The organism is Bradyrhizobium sp. HKCCYLS2038 (assembly GCF_051167655.1).
In the GTDB taxonomy this organism is placed as follows: Bacteria; Pseudomonadota; Alphaproteobacteria; order Rhizobiales; family Xanthobacteraceae; genus Bradyrhizobium.
This window is the reverse complement of sequence record NZ_JBNPTM010000007.1, coordinates 153767-170189: the sequence shown is the minus strand read 5'-3', so window position 1 is coordinate 170189 and position 16423 is coordinate 153767. Positions and strand designations below refer to the sequence as shown.

Annotated in this window: 13 protein-coding genes; 9 read left to right on the top strand and 4 right to left on the bottom strand. The window is 65.2% G+C overall.

What is annotated here, in order from left to right; genetic code table 11:
• Window positions 1-15: 15 nt before the first annotated feature.
• Together ACQR1I_RS28370 and ACQR1I_RS28365 are read right to left on the bottom strand one after the other, a co-directional pair.
• Window positions 16-357 carry a hypothetical protein gene (locus tag ACQR1I_RS28370; RefSeq protein ID WP_434868616.1) on the bottom strand — a complete coding sequence of 114 codons (342 nt, stop codon included), beginning with the start codon at window positions 355-357 and terminating at the stop codon, window positions 16-18.
• A 59-nt stretch (window positions 358-416) separates the two neighbouring features.
• Entirely contained in the window at window positions 417-1316 is a 900-nt protein-coding gene (locus ACQR1I_RS28365; RefSeq protein ID WP_434868615.1) for a hypothetical protein, read from the bottom strand.
• A 267-nt stretch (window positions 1317-1583) separates the two neighbouring features.
• Here ACQR1I_RS28365 and ACQR1I_RS28360 point away from each other — a divergent pair, with 267 nt between their 5' ends.
• The gene (locus ACQR1I_RS28360) at window positions 1584-2087 is read left to right on the top strand and encodes a hypothetical protein (RefSeq protein ID WP_434868614.1); all 504 of its coding nucleotides are present in this window, start codon (window positions 1584-1586) and stop codon (window positions 2085-2087) included.
• Window positions 2088-2309: 222 nt separating this feature from the next.
• Window positions 2310-2666 (top strand): EF-hand domain-containing protein, encoded by a 357-nt coding sequence (locus ACQR1I_RS28355; protein WP_434868793.1) that lies wholly within the window; start codon window positions 2310-2312, stop codon window positions 2664-2666.
• A gap of 122 nt (window positions 2667-2788) precedes the next feature.
• On the opposite strand, the gene ACQR1I_RS28350 is transcribed toward ACQR1I_RS28355, so the two are convergent.
• The gene (locus tag ACQR1I_RS28350; RefSeq protein WP_434868613.1) at window positions 2789-3646 is read right to left on the bottom strand and encodes a response regulator transcription factor; all 858 of its coding nucleotides are present in this window, start codon (window positions 3644-3646) and stop codon (window positions 2789-2791) included.
• A gap of 129 nt (window positions 3647-3775) precedes the next feature.
• On the opposite strand from ACQR1I_RS28350, the gene ACQR1I_RS28345 reads away from it, so the two are divergent.
• The 3 genes from ACQR1I_RS28345 to ACQR1I_RS28335 all read left to right on the top strand — a co-directional run bounded on the left by ACQR1I_RS28345 (window position 3776) and on the right by ACQR1I_RS28335 (window position 10289).
• Window positions 3776-6148, top strand: coding sequence for a TonB-dependent receptor (locus ACQR1I_RS28345; protein WP_434868612.1), 2373 nt, complete (start codon window positions 3776-3778; stop codon window positions 6146-6148).
• Window positions 6149-6569: 421 nt separating this feature from the next.
• Window positions 6570-9572 carry an autotransporter domain-containing protein gene (locus ACQR1I_RS28340; RefSeq protein ID WP_434868792.1) on the top strand — a complete coding sequence of 1001 codons (3003 nt, stop codon included), beginning with the start codon at window positions 6570-6572 and terminating at the stop codon, window positions 9570-9572.
• A gap of 381 nt (window positions 9573-9953) precedes the next feature.
• The gene (locus ACQR1I_RS28335; protein ID WP_434868611.1) at window positions 9954-10289 is read left to right on the top strand and encodes a hypothetical protein; all 336 of its coding nucleotides are present in this window, start codon (window positions 9954-9956) and stop codon (window positions 10287-10289) included.
• Window positions 10290-10459: 170 nt separating this feature from the next.
• On the opposite strand, the gene ACQR1I_RS28330 is transcribed toward ACQR1I_RS28335, so the two are convergent.
• Window positions 10460-11557: an alkene reductase gene (locus ACQR1I_RS28330; RefSeq protein ID WP_434868610.1), complete on the bottom strand. Its 1098-nt coding sequence runs from the start codon at window positions 11555-11557 to the stop codon at window positions 10460-10462.
• 258 nt (window positions 11558-11815) lie between these two features.
• On the opposite strand from ACQR1I_RS28330, the gene ACQR1I_RS28325 reads away from it, so the two are divergent.
• From ACQR1I_RS28325 to ACQR1I_RS28310, 4 genes are read left to right on the top strand one after another with little or no spacing between them, the layout of a single operon-like run.
• Window positions 11816-12841, top strand: coding sequence for a substrate-binding domain-containing protein (locus ACQR1I_RS28325; RefSeq protein WP_434868609.1), 1026 nt, complete (start codon window positions 11816-11818; stop codon window positions 12839-12841).
• 39 nt (window positions 12842-12880) lie between these two features.
• Complete coding sequence (locus ACQR1I_RS28320) at window positions 12881-14350, top strand: sugar ABC transporter ATP-binding protein (protein WP_434868608.1); 1470 nt, start codon at window positions 12881-12883, stop codon at window positions 14348-14350.
• Window positions 14351-14393: 43 nt separating this feature from the next.
• Window positions 14394-15338, top strand: coding sequence for an ABC transporter permease (locus ACQR1I_RS28315; protein ID WP_434868607.1), 945 nt, complete (start codon window positions 14394-14396; stop codon window positions 15336-15338).
• Window positions 15339-15351: 13 nt separating this feature from the next.
• The gene (locus ACQR1I_RS28310; RefSeq protein WP_434868606.1) at window positions 15352-16302 is read left to right on the top strand and encodes an ABC transporter permease; all 951 of its coding nucleotides are present in this window, start codon (window positions 15352-15354) and stop codon (window positions 16300-16302) included.
• The last annotated feature ends 121 nt before the right edge of the window (window positions 16303-16423 follow it).

Sequence of the window (16423 nt, the reverse complement as noted above, 5' to 3'; positions counted from 1 at the left end):
CGCTGCGCGCGTCGTCTACTTCGAGCACTCGGTCAGATCCGTATCGCGCACGACGAACTGCGCGCCTTCCTTGAGCTCGATGTTCTTGGCGAGGCAGGTACGGCCGCCCTTCTCGGACAGCTTGATGTCGTAGCGGCCTGATTTCACGCCGACCAGCGTCATGCGTTCGTTGTGGTCGAGCATGCCCTCGTCGTCGTTCTTGCACTGGTCTTCGCCCCAGGTCTTGGTGCCGGCAGCGGCCAGGTACATCTTCACGATGGTCTGCCCGGTGCGATTGAGGAAGCGCGGACCATCCTCGGCTGAGGCGGCAGAGCCGGCCAGCATGGCGAGAGCGCAAGCGGTAACGAGGCGACGCATGACGAATGTCCTTTTCTTATGATTGAGGATGAGATGAGCGGATGGCAGCCGGGCCGCGATCAGAAATCCTTGCCGATGCTGCTCTTGATCGCGAGCCCGCGCGAGGCGTTGGTCAGGCCATAGCCGACGCCGACGCTGAACTCGAAGCCCTTGAACTTGGTGTCGGCAACGGCATAGAGCGTCTGCATCTGCTGGTGCCAAGGAAGAATGTGTCCGAACGGTCCGAGATTGGAGAAATGCTCGATGCCGACGGTCCAGCGGTTGCTCAGGCGTTTCACGAATCGCACCGACGGCTCGAAGGCCGAGCCAGCGCCGTCGATGCCAAACGTCATGTTGGCGTTGAAAATGAGTTGATAGTCGTCGGGCAGATTGACGCCGATGATCGGCGTGAACATCTGCGCCAACCGCGGCGTCGCCTCCTGCACGAAACGTGGCGCGCCGGGCTGGCCGGCGCCGGCCTTGTTGGCGACCCACAGATCCGGCGTGAGCCCGCCCTGCGGCGCCAGGATGGTGCGTGACACCAGGCCGAGGAAGACGGTCCGCTCCAGCCGGTCGCCCTGGATGAAGGTTTGTCGGATGGTGACGCCGCCGGATTGGAATGAGTAGCCGGGCACGCCATTGTCCATCACGTTGCCGAGCTGCATCGGCACGTTGGCGCGCGCGAAGGCATAGGGCGAGGTCAGCGCGATCTCGTACCATTCGGTCGGCGAATAGCCGATCTCGGTCTCGCCGGTCACCGCGCGTTGCGGCACGCGGCGTCCGCCATTCTGCTGCTGCGGGTTGAAGGTCGTGAGATAGCCGAAGCGCTGCTCGATCTGGAAGTGGCCGGGTGAGGCGGGATCGTTGCCCTGGATCTCCTCGGCGGCCGCACCGAATGGTGCGAGCAGAAAAGCGGCACTGGCGGCCGCATAGCCCCATCGTGTTGCCCGGCGTGCCTGCGTATGATCGGTCGACAGCATCGTCCCCGCTCTCCCCTCCCATGATGAGCTAACGAGTCGACGCGGCGAAAACATGCGACGGGACCGGCTGAAAGGTGACGCAATCGGGAAACACGTAGTTACGTTTTGCCTCATTCGCGGCTCGGCGTGCGATGCGGCGGCAATAGGGATGTTTTGGCAAGCCGAACGGGAGATTTTGACCGAGAAGAATATGGCAACGAAGGCGCGAGTGAATCTCATCACGACGATGAATGTGGCGCGTTGCAAACACATTGAGGCCACGGAGCGATGAAAGACATCGACCACACCATGCGTTCTCGATTACCGGGCTCTCCGGAGATCGGAGGCCAATTGACCTACACGGAAGAGCACCGACGTCGCGCGAGCACCGGCTCAGCAAGGCCGCTGGTGATGATCGCCGTCGTGATGTCCGCTTCGTTGCTGTTTGCCGGACCCACCTTCGCGCGGGACAGGCTGCTACGCGAGGATCTGGAAGCCTGGTGGAGCCAGTTGCAGGCCAAAATGAGCCCGGCCAAGAAGCCTTGTATCGGTGCAACGGGGAGTGGATGCAGCCGCCGCGAAATGGTCCGGACTCGCAAAAGCGACGACGAGGCGATGGCCGGACGTGCGACGTTGTATCGCAGGGGGATGCGCCAGGTCCATATCAGCAAGCAGGGGCGTGCTGCTGTCACCGCGCGGGCCGAAGCGCGCGAAAGCGTCGACTCCGATGCCGATAGGGCCTCCCGTCACGACCGTCCAGGGAAATACTTCCTGCATGGACCCAGGTTCTGATCCCGAAAACCGGGTCGGTAATTTCCCGCTCACGTGCTTCTTGCACTTGCGAAAATGCGGAACGTCGCTTAGTTCCACGGAACACATGCCCGCGTCGCTGGCGAAACCGGCGGCGTCCGCAGACGTTTTTACCGCACCCTTCATCGCCGCCCCATCGGACGGCGGAGACAAAGGATCAATTCGATGAATTGGAAACTGATGATGACGGCAGCCGCCGTCGGAATGGCTGCGATCGTCGGCACGTCGACGATGGCCGCGAGTGCGCCGGCCGGCTCGAAGCTGCTGACTTCGATCGATCCCGACAAGGACGGCACCGCCGACATGAACGAAATTCGCACTGCGGCCGCTGCGCTGTTCGACAAGCTCGACCGCGACCGCGACGGCACGCTCGACGCCAAGGAGCTGCGCGGCCGGGTCTCGGCCAAGGATCTCAAGGCCGCCGATCCGGACAATGACGGCACGCTGACCAAGGTCGAGTACCTCGCCCTCGTGGCCGGCCGCTTCAAGGCGGCTGATCCGGACAATGACGGCACGCTCGATTCGAAAGAGCTGAAGTCGGTCGCCAAGCTGCTGAAGTAAGGCACGGTCCGGATCGGACCGCTGCGCGAGACGATGAGGGCCTGCGACGGGACACCGCCGCAGGCCCTCTTTCTGTCTGCGGCTCGGCTGGGCTTTTTGGCGTCCCGGGCCCAGGCTGTGCCTCACAACCCCGGACGCGACATCTCCACCGCCAGGCGCACCAGGTCCGGCAGGCTGCGTGCCCCGAGTTTCTGCCGCAGCCGGTAAGTCAGATTGATCACGGTCTTGTAGCTGATCCCGAGCTGATCGGCGATCGCCTGATAGGATTTCGCCTCGGCGAGCAATGCGAGCGCCTGCCGTTCGCGCGGCGTCAGCGAGGTCGATCCGCTTCCGTCGGGGTCGTTGCGCAGCATCGCGATACGCGTCGCGAGCTGTGGATCGAGATAGGTGCCGCCCGACCGCACCTGCTCCAGCGCTATCGGTAGTTCGTCTGGCGGAGCATCTTTCAGCAGGTAGCCGCTCGCGCCGGCTTCGATCGCGGAGCGCACCACGCGCGGGTCCGCGAGCATGCTGAACACCAGGATGCGGGCGCGGGGATCATGCGAGCGCATTCGCCCGATCAGCGCAATGCCACCGAAATCATCGCCCTGCAGACGAAGGTCGACGATTGCCGCATCGGGACGTTCACGGACATAGACGTCGTAGGCGCTCTCGGCGTCGTGCGCCTCCGACAGCCGGGCGATCCCCGCCGTGTTGAGGAGCCAGCGGCAGGCCGTGATCACGACCGGGTGGTCATCCACGAGCAGAACGCGATACATCCGATCCAGGTCTCGCTCTCTCGAGCCAATGCTGCACTGGCGACCACGATGCGGACGGCTGCTATGTGCGCCAAGGTGCTTCGTGTTCCCACCGCTGCTGTTCTGTTGCAAACCAGGACCGAGTGCAACAATGTGACTGCAACGGGAATGAAAATTGGCCAAATGATCGCCAATTTCCGGATTCGGGAAAATTGTCCCTAGATCGCGAAGAATATTCCCCATTGCGACAGTATTGGCCGCTGTTTACGAATGTTACCGTTCGTAAGTCGTGTGAATTGACCGGTTTTGGCGGGGTGGGCTCAGGGGCGTGGGCTCGTGCCGGAAGCGGTCGACAAGAAACTGGGGGACGTCTTGACCAGACTCCGGGCGCTGAAGAGCGCGCTTCTCGCAACGTGCGCGTTGCTACCTACGGCTGCATTTGCGCAGCAGACTTTGCAGACCATCGAAGTGGTCGGCGTCTCGCCCGTGCAGGGCAGCGAGATGGCGAAGGACAAGATTCCTTCCAATGTCGAGACCATCGGCGCGCGCGAGCTCGATCACTCCCGGGCACCGACGCTGCTCGACGGAATCCTGCAGTCGGTGCCGGGTGTCTCCCTCGGCGACCAGACCGGCAACGCGTTCCAGCGCGACGTCAACTATCGCGGCCAGACCGCCTCGCCGGTGCTCGGCACGCCGCAGGGCATCGCCGTCTACCAGAACGGCACCCGCATCAACGAGGCGTTCGGTGACGTCGTCAACTGGGACCTGATCCCGGAGATGGCGATCGCGCGCATGACCCTGATGCCGAACAATCCGCTGTTCGGCCTCAATGCCACCGGCGGCGCGCTGTCGATCGAGATGAAGAACGGCTTCACCTATCAGGGCGGCGAGGCGCAGTTCATGGGCGGCTCGTTCGGCCGCCTGCAGTCCGGCGCGCAGTATGGCTGGAATAACGGCACGTACTCGGCCTATGTCGCGGCGGAAGGCGCCTATGACCGCGGCTGGCGCGACTTCTCGGGCTCCTCGCAGGTCCGGCGCATGTATGCCGATTTCGGCGCGCGCGGCGACACCGCCGAATTCCATCTGTCCTTCACCGGCGCGGACAACAAGCTCGGCTCGGTGGCGGCGACGCCGATCGAGATGCTGAACAACCGCTGGTCCAGCGTCTTCACTTGGCCGCAGTCGCTGCATCTGCAGATGCAGATGGTGCAGGCGAGCCTGAAGTGGACGCCGAGCGACGCCTGGACCGTGCAGGCCAACAGCTACTATCGCAACTACCGAACGTCACGAATCGACGGCAATAACACCGAAGTTCAGGACAATGGCGGCGTGTTCGGCCTCGACGACGGCACGGGCACCGTGTGGGACATCAACCGTGCCGGGCCGGTCGCCAACACACTGGCCCCGGATACCGTGCTCGGCGAGATCGACCGCAACCAGGTCAAGAGCCAGAGCTACGGCGGCTCGCTGCAGGCGACCTCGACGACGCAGCTGTTCGGCCACGACAATCACTTCGTTGTTGGCGCCAGCCTCGATCACGGCAACACCAATTTCTCGGCGACGTCGGAGCTCGGCACCGTCGACCAGAACCTGTTCGTCACCGGCCTCGGCGTCTTCATCGACCAGCCCCAGGCGGACATCTCGCCGGTTAACCTGAATGCCAAGAACACCTATCTCGGCATCTATGCGACCAACACATTCGACATCACCTCGCAGCTGGCGTTGACGGCTGGCGGCCGCTTCAACTGGGCGCAGATCAACCTGCGCGACCAGAGCGGTTTTGCGCCGCTGCTGAACAGCGACAACAACTTCCAGCGCTTCAATCCCGTCGTCGGCCTGACCTACAAGATCACGCCGAACATGACGGCGTATGCCGGCTACTCCGAAGCCAACCGCGCGCCGACCCCGCTCGAGCTCGGCTGCTCCGATCCCAACAACCCCTGCCTGATCGACAACTTCCTGATCGCCGATCCGCCGCTGAAGCAGGTGGTGTCGCGCACCGTCGAGGGCGGCCTGCGCGGCGAGCTGTCCGGCGGACGCTCGGCCTTGGCCGCCGACCTGCCGGCCTATCGCAAGGCGCCGGTCAAGGCTCCCATCATGGACGATGGGTGGCGGCTGCGCTGGGGCATCAGCCTGTTCCGCACCGAGAATTCGGACGACATCATCCAGGTCGTCGATCCGATCAACCCGGTGCGCGGCTACTTCACGAACGCCGGCACCACCCTGCGCCAGGGCGTCGAGGCCAAGCTCGATCTCACCTGGAACCGGTGGACCGCCTATGCCAACTACACTTTCATCGACGCCACCTTCCGCAGCGCGTTCACCGTCAACGATCCGGTCAATGGTCCCGTGGGCGTGGTCTCCGGCAACCACATTCCGGGCATCCCGGCGCACCGCCTGAAGCTCGGCGCCGAATATGCCGTGACCGACGCATGGAGGGTTGGGGCTAGCGTGAACTATGTCGGCAGTCAGTATCTGCTGCACGACGAGACCAATGTCTATCCGAAGGTCCCAGCGTACTGGGTCGTCAACCTGAATACGTCCTATCAGGTGACCAAGAACGTCGAGGTGTTCGGCCTGATCCAAAACCTGTTCAACCAGCGCTACTACTCGGCTGGTACCGTGTTCGACCCCGCCGGCTTCAACACCGCGGGCGGAGGAACGGCGTTCGCGTTGAACGACCCGCGCAGCATGGTGCCGGGCATGCCGCTCGCCGCCTATGCAGGCATCCGCGCGAAGTTCTGAGCTTCGCACGGACCGCGGCAAGCCATAGGCGCGTCAGCGCCGCGCCACGGCAGCCCCCCACCGTGGCAAGAAGGCCGGGAGAGATCCCGGCCTTTTCGTTTGTCCTGTGGCCTGTCACGCCAGTCGTGTCGCCCGGGGGGCGGTCTGCGCGCGCGTCCGCCGCTGTGCTCTCGCGCAAAGTTTGGCTGGTTGCATCAGATACGCAAGCGTATTGTTAGTAGTAGTTAGTTGGGAGCGTCAGGACTAATTCTGTTGTTAGTTGGAATTTGTCCCTGATGGCTTGAGAAACGTTCGCCTTGCTGGTTCCGGTCAATATTTCGATACAATTCGCACCAACGATAAAGCACGTGTAGTGCGTATTTTGGGGCGTCAGGTGAAATCAAATAGCAGAATGCGCAGCGAGGCCGCTGCCGCGAGTTTTGTGTTGCTGTCGACGTGGATGGTCGCCGGCGAGGCAAGAGCCGAATGTACGATCCCCGGGGTGACGGTCACCTGCAGTGGAAGCATCACCTCCGCCGTCACTGTGTATGACGCGGCCGCGGCATTTGCGCCGACGAATGGCAGCAATGCCTACACGCCGGCCAGCTACAATCCGAAGCCGCCGACCACCGTCATCACGCTCGATTCCACGGCCGTCCGCAATCTCACCACCAACACCCAGTCCGATCTGGCCGACCGCGGCATGATCGCGGCCAATTTCTCCAACGCCGAGGATCCGGCGGTCAACAACGTCGTCATCAACAATGCCGGCTGGCTCAGCCTCACCACCAGCCAGCTCAGCGCCAATCGGATGCACGTCATCGTTGCGGACAGCCAAGTCAACAGATTTACGGTCAACAACACCGGCACCCTTGCGGTGACGCAGAACTTCTTCGGAACGTTCGATTCGACCAAGCTGAGCCTCTCGAGCAGTGCGACGCCGGCGAGCCGCTACAACGGCACCAATCTCGTGATCATCTCGGCGCTGTATTCCGACGACAACACCAACAGCTTCGTGGTGAACAACCGCGCCGGCGGCACGATCTCGGCGACGGGGAATTTTGCGGCGGCCTATTACGGCCGCGCCGACACCACGATCACCAACTCCGGCACCATCGGCAACACCAGCTGGACGTCGGCAAGCCGCTTCTATGACGGCCACTGGGCGATCGCGGCGTTCGCCGGGGCCGAGTTCGACACCATCCCCGGCAGCAATCCGGATTCGCCGCTCTACAAGTTCGATTCCAATGGCAATGTGACGGTGACCGAGACCAAGGCGCTGACGCTGACCAACAATGCCAGCGGCGTCATCAAGGGCGACATCCTAGCGCTCGACACCAATCCGCTGACGACAGCCGCGGGCCTCGCCAGCGGCGCGACTTTTCCGCTGACGGGCAGCGGCTCGAACTCCGGTCCCCGCGACAGCATCATCGCCAATGCCGGCCTGATCCAGGGCAACCTCTATCTCGGCTCCGGCGAGCACGACATCAGCAACAGCGGCACGATCTCGGGCTCGATCTCGGTCGACCAGAGCGCCTCGCGCGGCTCGTTCGCCAAGGCAACGGCCGGCACCCTGCCGGGAACGTATAGCAGCTCAGGTACGGGCACCGATGCCAACGGTGCAGCCTGTCCGACCGCCGGCACCAACACCACCGACCCGCTGTGCGCCGCGAGCACCAACCAGGCCGCGACGTTCTTCGGGGCACGCACCTTCAATCTCGCCAACACCGGCACGCTCGGCGGCGACATCACCATCAACGACCAGGACGGCGCCACCAACACCATCCTGCTCAAGGGTACCGGCTTCAGCGGCAATGTCGTCGCGCTGAACGGGCTCGGTGCCAACGCGTTGACGCTCGATGGCGTGACCAATCTCGCCAGCATCGTCAATTTCGGCACGCTCGATTTGATGAAGTCGCAGGTCACCGTCGGCGCTGGCGGCGTTCAACTGGTCGACGGCGCGGTGCTGCGGACGACGATCTTCGGCCCGGGCGGCACCGCGGCGGCGCCGTCGAGCAACATCGGCAACATCACGGGCAACGTGACCTTTGCGGGTGCCGGATCCGTTGCGCCGACGCTGCAGGGCATCGTCCGCAATGGCGACGTCTACCGGGTGGCGACCTCGGTGTCGGCCACGCCGCTCACGGTCGATTTCTCCAGCGCACTGGTCGGCTTCACGGCGGATACCTCGACCAGATCGCTCTTGCTGAATTCGTCCGTGCGGTCGCCGACGACGATCGCAGGCATCTCGCCGAGCGCGCTCGCGACGCTGAACGGCCTGCTCGGCTACACCGGCAGCAACGCGCAGGTGCAGGCCCTGGGCGGCGCCGTGCAGAGCCTCGGCACCGACGGGGAGGTGCGCAACGCCGGCGACCAATTGCGCCCGTTCGTGAACGGTGCGCAGGTCCAGGTGCCGCTCAGCACCGCCTCGTTGTTCCAGGCTCAGATCGACAACCGCCTGACGGCCGCGGCTGCGGGACCGTCTGCCAATTCCCGCGTCGCCTCGGCCTTCGCCTCGGAGAGCGATCCGCTGTCCTCGATGCTGATGGCCTATGGGGCCACCAAGGCGCGTCCGACGGTGAAGGCGCCCGCGATCGCGCCGGAGCCGGAGCGGACGGTCTGGGGTAGCCTGATCGGCACCAACGTGTCGCAGCACGACGTCGCAGGCGTCGCCGGCTATTCGGGCAACACCGGTGGCCTGGTCGCCGGCATCGATCAGCGCATCGACAGCGCATTCCGTGTTGGCGCCGCGTTCGGTTACGCCACCAGCAGCATGGACGATCGCACCGCCGCAGGCGATGCGGTCGGCATGCAGCACTATCAGGGCACGGTGTACGGCGCCTATGTCCAGCCGTCCTGGTACGTCAACGGCTCGGCCGGCATGGCGCTGGTCGACTACACCACCACCCGCCGGGTCAACTTCGCCGGCTTCACCGACACCGTCTCCGGCAGCCACAAGGGCTGGCTGACGCTGGTGCGCGGCGAGTTCGGTGCTCCGGTGAAGCTCGGCGAGGCCGTGCTGACGCCGTTTGCCGGCGTGACCTACGGCCGTCTCGATCAGCAGGCCTACAACGAGACCAGCGCCGCCGGCGCCGCGCTCGCGATCGCCAAGCAGACCACCAACTCGGTGCGCTCGAACCTCGGCTTCCGCTCGACCCTGCCGCTGCTGGTCACCTCGACCTACGGCTTCGGCCTGGAAACGCTGGCTGCGTGGCGACACGAGTTCGGCAACACGGCGCAGAACGTCACGGCAAGCTTCGCCGGAGGCGGCGCGCAGTTCTTCGCCGCCGGACCATCGCCCGAGCGCAACCTTGCCGAACTGGGTGCCGCGTTGAAGCTGGTGGCGTTCGGCGAGCGCCAGTCGATCTCGCTTGGCTACAACGCCGTCGTGGGCAGCCAGTATCTCGAGCAGTCGGCCGTACTGAAGGTGCGCGCGGAGTTTTGACGGGCTGCGTCGATTCGCTCCGTTTCGCACGAGGCACGAAGGCCGGGAGAGATCCCGGCTTTCTCATTGATCGCTCGGTCGCCGTCGATGTCGTCTGTTGCGACGTGTGGGCAAACGTCCCGTTGCCGTCGTGACCAAGGTCGTTGGTCAAATCAGGATTCTTCGGCGCGGTGCATTCCGGCGTCGCGAACTACGAACTTCCGCCACAGAACCCGCCGAGCTATGCGCATCTCTCGCATCGAGCAACGAGGTGTGGACATGCGCGGAAGATCGCCAATATCTCTGCTGATCATTTCATTGTCGAGCATCGGTCGTGCACCGATCCTCAGGCACCGGACGGCTGCGACGATCTCTATCGCAGCCCTCGCCGGCAGCCTCTGGATGCAAGGCCTGGCAGTGCCCAACGCCGTCGCGCGCGATCTCGATGGACGCTACGCAACCTCTCCGCTCAAGGGCTGGTTCGAGAAGCTGCGCTCGGGCAAGGGGCCGTGCTGCTCGGACGCGGATGGCACGGCGCTGTCGGACATCGATTGGGAGATGAAGGATGGCCGCTACCGCGTGCGCATCGAGGGCCTCTGGTGGGCCGTGCCGGAGGACGCCGTGGTGACCGAGCCGAATCGCGCCGGCCGGACCATGGTGTGGCCGGTGTACTATCGCGAGCTCAACACCGGCTTGCGCATCGATATCCGCTGCTTCATGCCGGGAAGCATGACGTAGATGGTGACGACGGGGAGTGTAGGGTGGGCAAAGGCGCGCCTGCGACACTCTTGCGGCAGATCGCGGATTCTGGCGCGCCGTGCCCACCATTCCCACCGCTTTCGCAGATGCATGGTGGGCACGCAACCGCCCTGGCGGGCGGCTGCTTTGCCCACCCTACGTTTTCTTGACTACTCCGCCGCCTGTGCGGGCTTCAGCGTCGGATAGTCGGTGTAGCCCTTGGCACCGCCGCCATAGAGCGTGGCGCGATCGAGCTCGTTGAGCGGGGCATTCGTCTTAAGCCGCTCGACCAGATCGGGGTTGGCGATGAACGGGCGGCCGAAGGCGATCAGGTCGGCGGCGCCGGCATCGAGCTGCTTGGTGGCGAGCGCAAGGTCGTAGCCGTTGTTGGCGATGTAGGCGCCCTTGAAGCGCTTGCGCAGCGAGGCGTAGTCGAACGGCGCGACGTCGCGCGGGCCGCCGGTGGCGCCCTCGATGACGTGGATGTAGGCGAGGTTCAGCGCATTGAGCTGGTCGACGATGTAGTCGAACAGCGGCTGCGGGTTGGAATCGCTGATGTCGTTGGCCGGCGTCACCGGCGACAGCCGGATGCCGGTCCTGTCGGCGCCGATCGCATCGGAGACCGCTTTTGCGACCTCGAGCATCAGCCGGGCGCGGTTCTCGATTCCGCCGCCATAGGCGTCGGTGCGCTTGTTGGCGCCGTCCTTGGCGAACTGGTCGAGCAGGTAGCCGTTGGCGCCGTGGATCTCGACGCCGTCAAAGCCGGCTTCGACCGCATTCAGCGTCGCCTGCCTGAATGCCGCGACGATCCCCGGGAGCTCTGAAAGCTCCAGCGCGCGGGGCGCGGACACGTCGGTGAAGGCGCCGCCGACGAAGGTCTTGGTCTTGGCGGCGATTGCCGAGGGCGCCACCGGCGCACCGCCATCGGGCTGCAGCGACACGTGGGAGATGCGGCCGACATGCCAGAGCTGGATGAAGATGCGGCCGCCCTTGGCGTGAACAGCGTCGGTTACCTTGCGCCAGCCGGCGATCTGCGCCTTGGAATAGATGCCGGGCGTGTCCTGGTAGCCCTGGCCCTGTTGCGACACCTGGCTGGCCTCCGAGATCAGGAGGCCCGCGCTGGCGCGCTGGGCATAGTACTCGGCCGTCAACGGCCCCGCGGCCAGGCCCTCGACGGCGCGGTTGCGCGTCAACGGCGCCATGACGACGCGGTTGGCCAGGGTGATCGGACCGAGCTGAGAGGGCTCGAACAGCTTGGAGGTGCTCATCGGCGCTTTCCAGTGAGAGGACAGGTGACATCCAATTGTGCATTGCCGCAGATGGCACAATGGCCCGAGCCATTCGAAAAACGCGGGCGTGTCAGGCGCAAACCCTGCGCGGTTGACCGACCACGTGGGGCTGACGAAAGTCTGCGCATGGCGCCTGCCAGCTTGTCGAATGAAGGCCGTGACGATATCGTGAGGTGCGCCACTCAGACGCTTGAAAAAATCGCGGACCGCAATGACGGCCGCAGGGGAGGGTGATCTATGAAGTCCGGCATCGGGATTGCGGCCGTTTGCGCCGTCGTCAGCACCACCATCATCAGCGGGTCGGCCCATGCCGATACCAGCGGCAAGAAGATCGCATTTTCGAACAACTATGCCGGCAATTCCTGGCGCCAGGCGATGCTCAAGAGCTACGAGATCGTCACCAAGAAGGCGGTCGCCGACAAGGCCGTCGCCGCGGCCGACATCTTCACCACCGCCGACAAGGAAGTGCCGACCCAGGCGGCGCAGATCCAGAACCTGATCCTGCAGGGCTATGACGCGATCGTCATCAACGCCTCGTCGCCGGACGCCTTGAACGGCGCCGTCAAGCAGGCCTGCGATGCCGGCATCATCGTGGTGTCGTTCGACGGCATCGTCACCGAGCCCTGCGCCTACCGCGTCGTCGTCGACTTCAAGGCGATGGGCAAGCAGGAAGTCGAGGAGATGGCCAAGTTCCAGCCGAAGGGCGGCAATCTGCTCGAGATCCGCGGCCTCGCCGGCACCTCGATCGACGATGCCATTCATGCCGGCATTCTGGAAGGCGTGAAGGCGCATCCGGAATTCAAGATCGTCGGCTCGGTCACCGGCGACTGGGACCAGACCACGGCGCAGAAGGCGGTCGCCACCGTGCTGCCGTCGCTGCCCGACATCGTCGGCGTGGTCGATCAAGGCGGTGACGGCTATGGCGCGGCGCAGGCGTTCGCCGCCGCCGGCAAGCCGCGTCCGACCATCATCATGGGCAACCGCCAGGACGAGCTGCAATGGTGGAAGGAGCAGAAGGCGAAGGACGGCTACAAGACGTGGTCCGCTTCGATCGCCCCTGGTGTCTCGACGCTGGCGTTCTGGGTCGCGCAGCAGGTGCTGGACGGCAACAAGTCGATTCCGCACGACCTGCTGGTGCCCTATCTCGCGTTCACGCAGGACAATTTCGAAGCCGAGCTGCCGAACATCCCGAAGGGCAGCGTGGCGAGCCACGAATACACCCAGGCCGAAGCGATCGCGGCGATCAAGGCCAACATGAAGTGACGGCTGATTGGGAGTGCGGTTCGAAGGCGCAGAGGCCGAATGACCGTCACGCGGCCTGAACTGATCAAGCTGAGCGGCGTCGAAAAATATTTCGGCGCCGTTCGGGCTCTTGGCGGCGTCGACCTCACGCTCGGGCAGGGTGAATGCCTCGGGCTCGTCGGCCACAACGGCGCGGGCAAGTCGACCTTGATGCACATCCTCGCCGGCACGGCCACGGCCGACCGCGGCCAGCTCGCGATCGCAGGCGCCGTGCCGGGGAGCTATTCGCCGGGGGCGGCCAAGCAACTGGGCGTTCGCTGCGTCTTCCAGGAGCTCTCGCTCTGTCCCAATTTGACGGTGGCCGAGAACACCCGCGTCTTTCATCCATCGCTCACCGGCTTGTCATGGCGGCGGAAGGCCGGCCGGCTGATCCTCGACAAACTCGACGCGATCTTTCCGGGACATGGCATCGCGGCGTCCGACCTGGTGCAGGACCTGCCGATCGGCCGCCGCCAGATGGTGGAGGTCGCGCGCGCCTTCACGGTGACCGACGAGCCGGTCCGCCTCGTGATCCTCGATGAGCCGACCTCCTCGCTCGACGCCCACACCGCCGGCCAGTTGCTCGGCTTCGTCCGCCGCGCGATCGGCGAGGGCATCAGCTGCATCTTCATCTCGCATTTGCTTGGCGAGGTGCTCGCGAACTGCGACCGCATCGTGGTGATGCGCGACGGCACGACCGTCGCCGATGCGCCTGCGACGGCGTTCGACCGCGATGGGCTGGTTGCGGCGATGGGCGACGTCGAGGTCCACGCCCGCGACGCCAGGGACGGCGAGGGACGCCGCCGTGGCCAATCGCCCCTGCGCGTGCGGGCCCGGCCCGCGCGCCAGAGCCGGACCGGTGAGCTGGTTGCGCATGAGGGCGAGATCATCGGCCTCGCCGGCCTCGCCGGGCATGGCCAGACCGCGCTGCTGCTGGCGATCTTCTCCGCTGCGACACGCGCGGCGGCCGGCATTGAGGTGACGGAGAGCGTCGCCCTCGTCGCCGGTGACCGTCAGGCCGACGGGATCTTTCCGCTGTGGTCGATCGCCGAGAACATCGGCGTAAGGTCGCTGCGGAGCCTGCGACGGGGCCTGCTGATCTCGGCGCGGCGCGAGCATGAGCTGGCCGCGCACTGGCGCGACAAGATCCGCATCCGCACGCCCGACATCCACAACAACATCCTCTCGCTGTCGGGCGGCAATCAGCAGAAGGCGTTGTTCGCCCGCGCGCTCGGCTCGGATGCGCGCATCGTGCTGATGGACGATCCGATGCGCGGCGTCGACGTCGGGACCAAGCTCGAAGTCTATGAGCTGATCCGCGCCGAGGCCGACAGCGGCCGCACGTTCCTGTGGTACACCACGGAATTCGACGAGTTGAAGCAATGCGACCACGTCTATGTCTTCCGCAACGATGCCATCGTTGCCGACCTCACCCGCGACGACCTGACCGAGCAGAAGGTCATCCAGTCCTCCTTCGCAGAAGCGGGCTGATGCCATGACCACATCGAGCGCGCCGGCGACGCGAGCGTTGCCCATGATCGGAACCGGCAACGTGCCGCGGCTGTTGCGGACCATGCTGCCGGCGCTGTCGCTCGCGCTCGTGCTGATCGGCATCGCCTGGCTCAACCCGCGCGCCATCAGCTATTTCGGGTTCACGCTGATGCTGAACCTCGCGGTGCCGATCGCGCTGGCGACGATCGCGCAGATGTTCGTCATCGCCGGCAACGACCTCGATCTGTCGATCGGCTCGTTCGTCGGCTTCGTCGGCTGCGTCACCGCGACCTGGCTGCGCGACGCGCCGCTGCTCGGGATCGTCACGCTGCTCGGATGCATCGCGCTCTATGCCGCGCTTGGCGCCTTGATCCATTTGCGCAACCTGCCGTCGATCGTCGTGACGCTCGGCATGAGCTTCGTCTGGCAGGGGCTCGCGATCCTGATGCTGCCGAAGCCCGGCGGCAAGGCGCCGGACTGGCTGCTGGAGATCATGCGTGTGAAGCCGCCGCTGGTGCCGTTTCCGATCGTCGCCGCGGTGGTGATCGCCGCGGTGGCCTATGTCGGGCTGATGCGCACGTCCTACGGCGCCATTCTGCGCGGCTCGGGCGGCAATGCGGTCGCGATCGGCCGCGCCGGCTGGTCGCTCCTGAAGGCGAAGATGACGCTGTTCGCCTGTGCCGGCCTGTTCGGCGTGCTGTCGGGCCTCGCCTTGATCGGCACCACGACCTCGGCCGACGCGAACATCGGCAATGGCTACACCATGCTGTCGATCGCCGGTGTCATCCTCGGCGGCGGCGAGTTCATCGGCGGCCGCGTCTCGCCGATCGGCGCCGTCATCGGTGCGCTGACCCTGGCGCTCGCCGCATCGCCGCTGCTGACCTTCATGCGCATTCCGCCGGACTGGCAGGTCGCCGCCAACGGCGCCATCCTGATCGTGGTGCTCGCCGCGCGCGTGCTGATCAGCCGCAAGGATGCCCAGCCATGAAGGATGCGCAGCCATGAAGGGCACGCTCGCCGGCGTTCTCGCCCGTCCGTGGATCTGGTCGTTCATCGGCGCGCTCGCGGTATGGCTCGCGGCCATCAGCTTCACCGGCGGCACCGGCGCCGGCGGCATGTTGACGGCCGCAATGTCGCTTGCCGTCTTCACCGTCGTGGTCGGCGTCGGCCAGATGTTCGTGATCACGCTGGGCCCCGGCAATGTCGACCTTTCGCTGCCGGCGAACATTGGGCTTGCCAGCGCCGTCGCGATGACGGTGATGGCCGGCGACGACCAGCGCATCGCGCTCGGCCTGATCGCCGCGCTCGCCTGCGGCGCTGCGATCGGCACGGCGAACTATCTGTTGATCTGGGCGCTGCGGATTCCGCCGATCATCGCGACGCTCTCGGCGAGCTTCGTCATCCAGTCGATCGACATCAGCTATGGCCGCGGGCTTCAGATCAAGCCGCCGCCGGGCTTTGCCGACTTCACCAATTTGCAGCTGCTCGGCATTCCGCTGCTGGCCGTGCTGACCGTGGTGTTCATGACCGGCGCCAACGTCGTGCTGCAACGGACGGTGTTCGGCCGCTCCGTGCTGGCGATCGGACAGAACATGCGCGCGGCGCGGCTGGCCGGCATCCCGGTCAACCGGGTGCGCTTCATCACCTACGTGCTGTCGGGCACGCTTGGCGGCATCAACGGCGCGCTGCTGGCCGGCTACTTCCGCGGCGCCAATGTCGACATCGGCAACGAATATCTGCTGGCCTCGATCGCGGTCGTCGTCATCGGCGGCACCTCGGTGGCCGGCGGCAAGGCCAACATTCCCGGGCTGCTCGGCGCGGCACTTTTCCTGGTGTTGCTGCTGACCATGCTCAACACCTTCGGCGTCAGCGCCGGCGTGCGCCTGGTGCTGACGGGCCTGATTATCGTTGCGGTCATCACCGCTGCCAGCGGGACGAAGCCGGAGCGCTGAGTTTCGTCTGGCGAGGGCTGAACTGTCTTATCTGCGCATCGAATATGATGCTACGTGGCCTTCACTACGAACGATGTGCCGGTTAGTTACTCCGTCATGCCCGGGCTTGTCCCGGGCATCC

What these genes read in the sequence shown, in the direction of transcription:
- ACQR1I_RS28365 (WP_434868615.1), bottom strand. Translation starts at nt 1,316, where the DNA reads ATGCTGTCGACCGATCATACGCAGGCACGCCGGGCAACACGATGGGGC.
- ACQR1I_RS28330 (WP_434868610.1), bottom strand. Translation starts at nt 11,557, where the DNA reads ATGAGCACCTCCAAGCTGTTCGAGCCCTCTCAGCTCGGTCCGATCACC.
- ACQR1I_RS28355 (WP_434868793.1), top strand. Translation starts at nt 2,310, where the DNA reads ATGGCTGCGATCGTCGGCACGTCGACGATGGCCGCGAGTGCGCCGGCC.
- ACQR1I_RS28315 (WP_434868607.1), top strand. Translation starts at nt 14,394, where the DNA reads ATGATCGGAACCGGCAACGTGCCGCGGCTGTTGCGGACCATGCTGCCG.
- ACQR1I_RS28320 (WP_434868608.1), top strand. Translation starts at nt 12,881, where the DNA reads ATGACCGTCACGCGGCCTGAACTGATCAAGCTGAGCGGCGTCGAAAAA.
- ACQR1I_RS28310 (WP_434868606.1), top strand. Translation starts at nt 15,352, where the DNA reads ATGAAGGGCACGCTCGCCGGCGTTCTCGCCCGTCCGTGGATCTGGTCG.
- ACQR1I_RS28335 (WP_434868611.1), top strand. Translation starts at nt 9,954, where the DNA reads ATGCAAGGCCTGGCAGTGCCCAACGCCGTCGCGCGCGATCTCGATGGA.
- ACQR1I_RS28360 (WP_434868614.1), top strand. Translation starts at nt 1,584, where the DNA reads ATGAAAGACATCGACCACACCATGCGTTCTCGATTACCGGGCTCTCCG.
- ACQR1I_RS28325 (WP_434868609.1), top strand. Translation starts at nt 11,816, where the DNA reads ATGAAGTCCGGCATCGGGATTGCGGCCGTTTGCGCCGTCGTCAGCACC.
- ACQR1I_RS28350 (WP_434868613.1), bottom strand. Translation starts at nt 3,646, where the DNA reads ATGGGGAATATTCTTCGCGATCTAGGGACAATTTTCCCGAATCCGGAA.
- ACQR1I_RS28370 (WP_434868616.1), bottom strand. Translation starts at nt 357, where the DNA reads ATGCGTCGCCTCGTTACCGCTTGCGCTCTCGCCATGCTGGCCGGCTCT.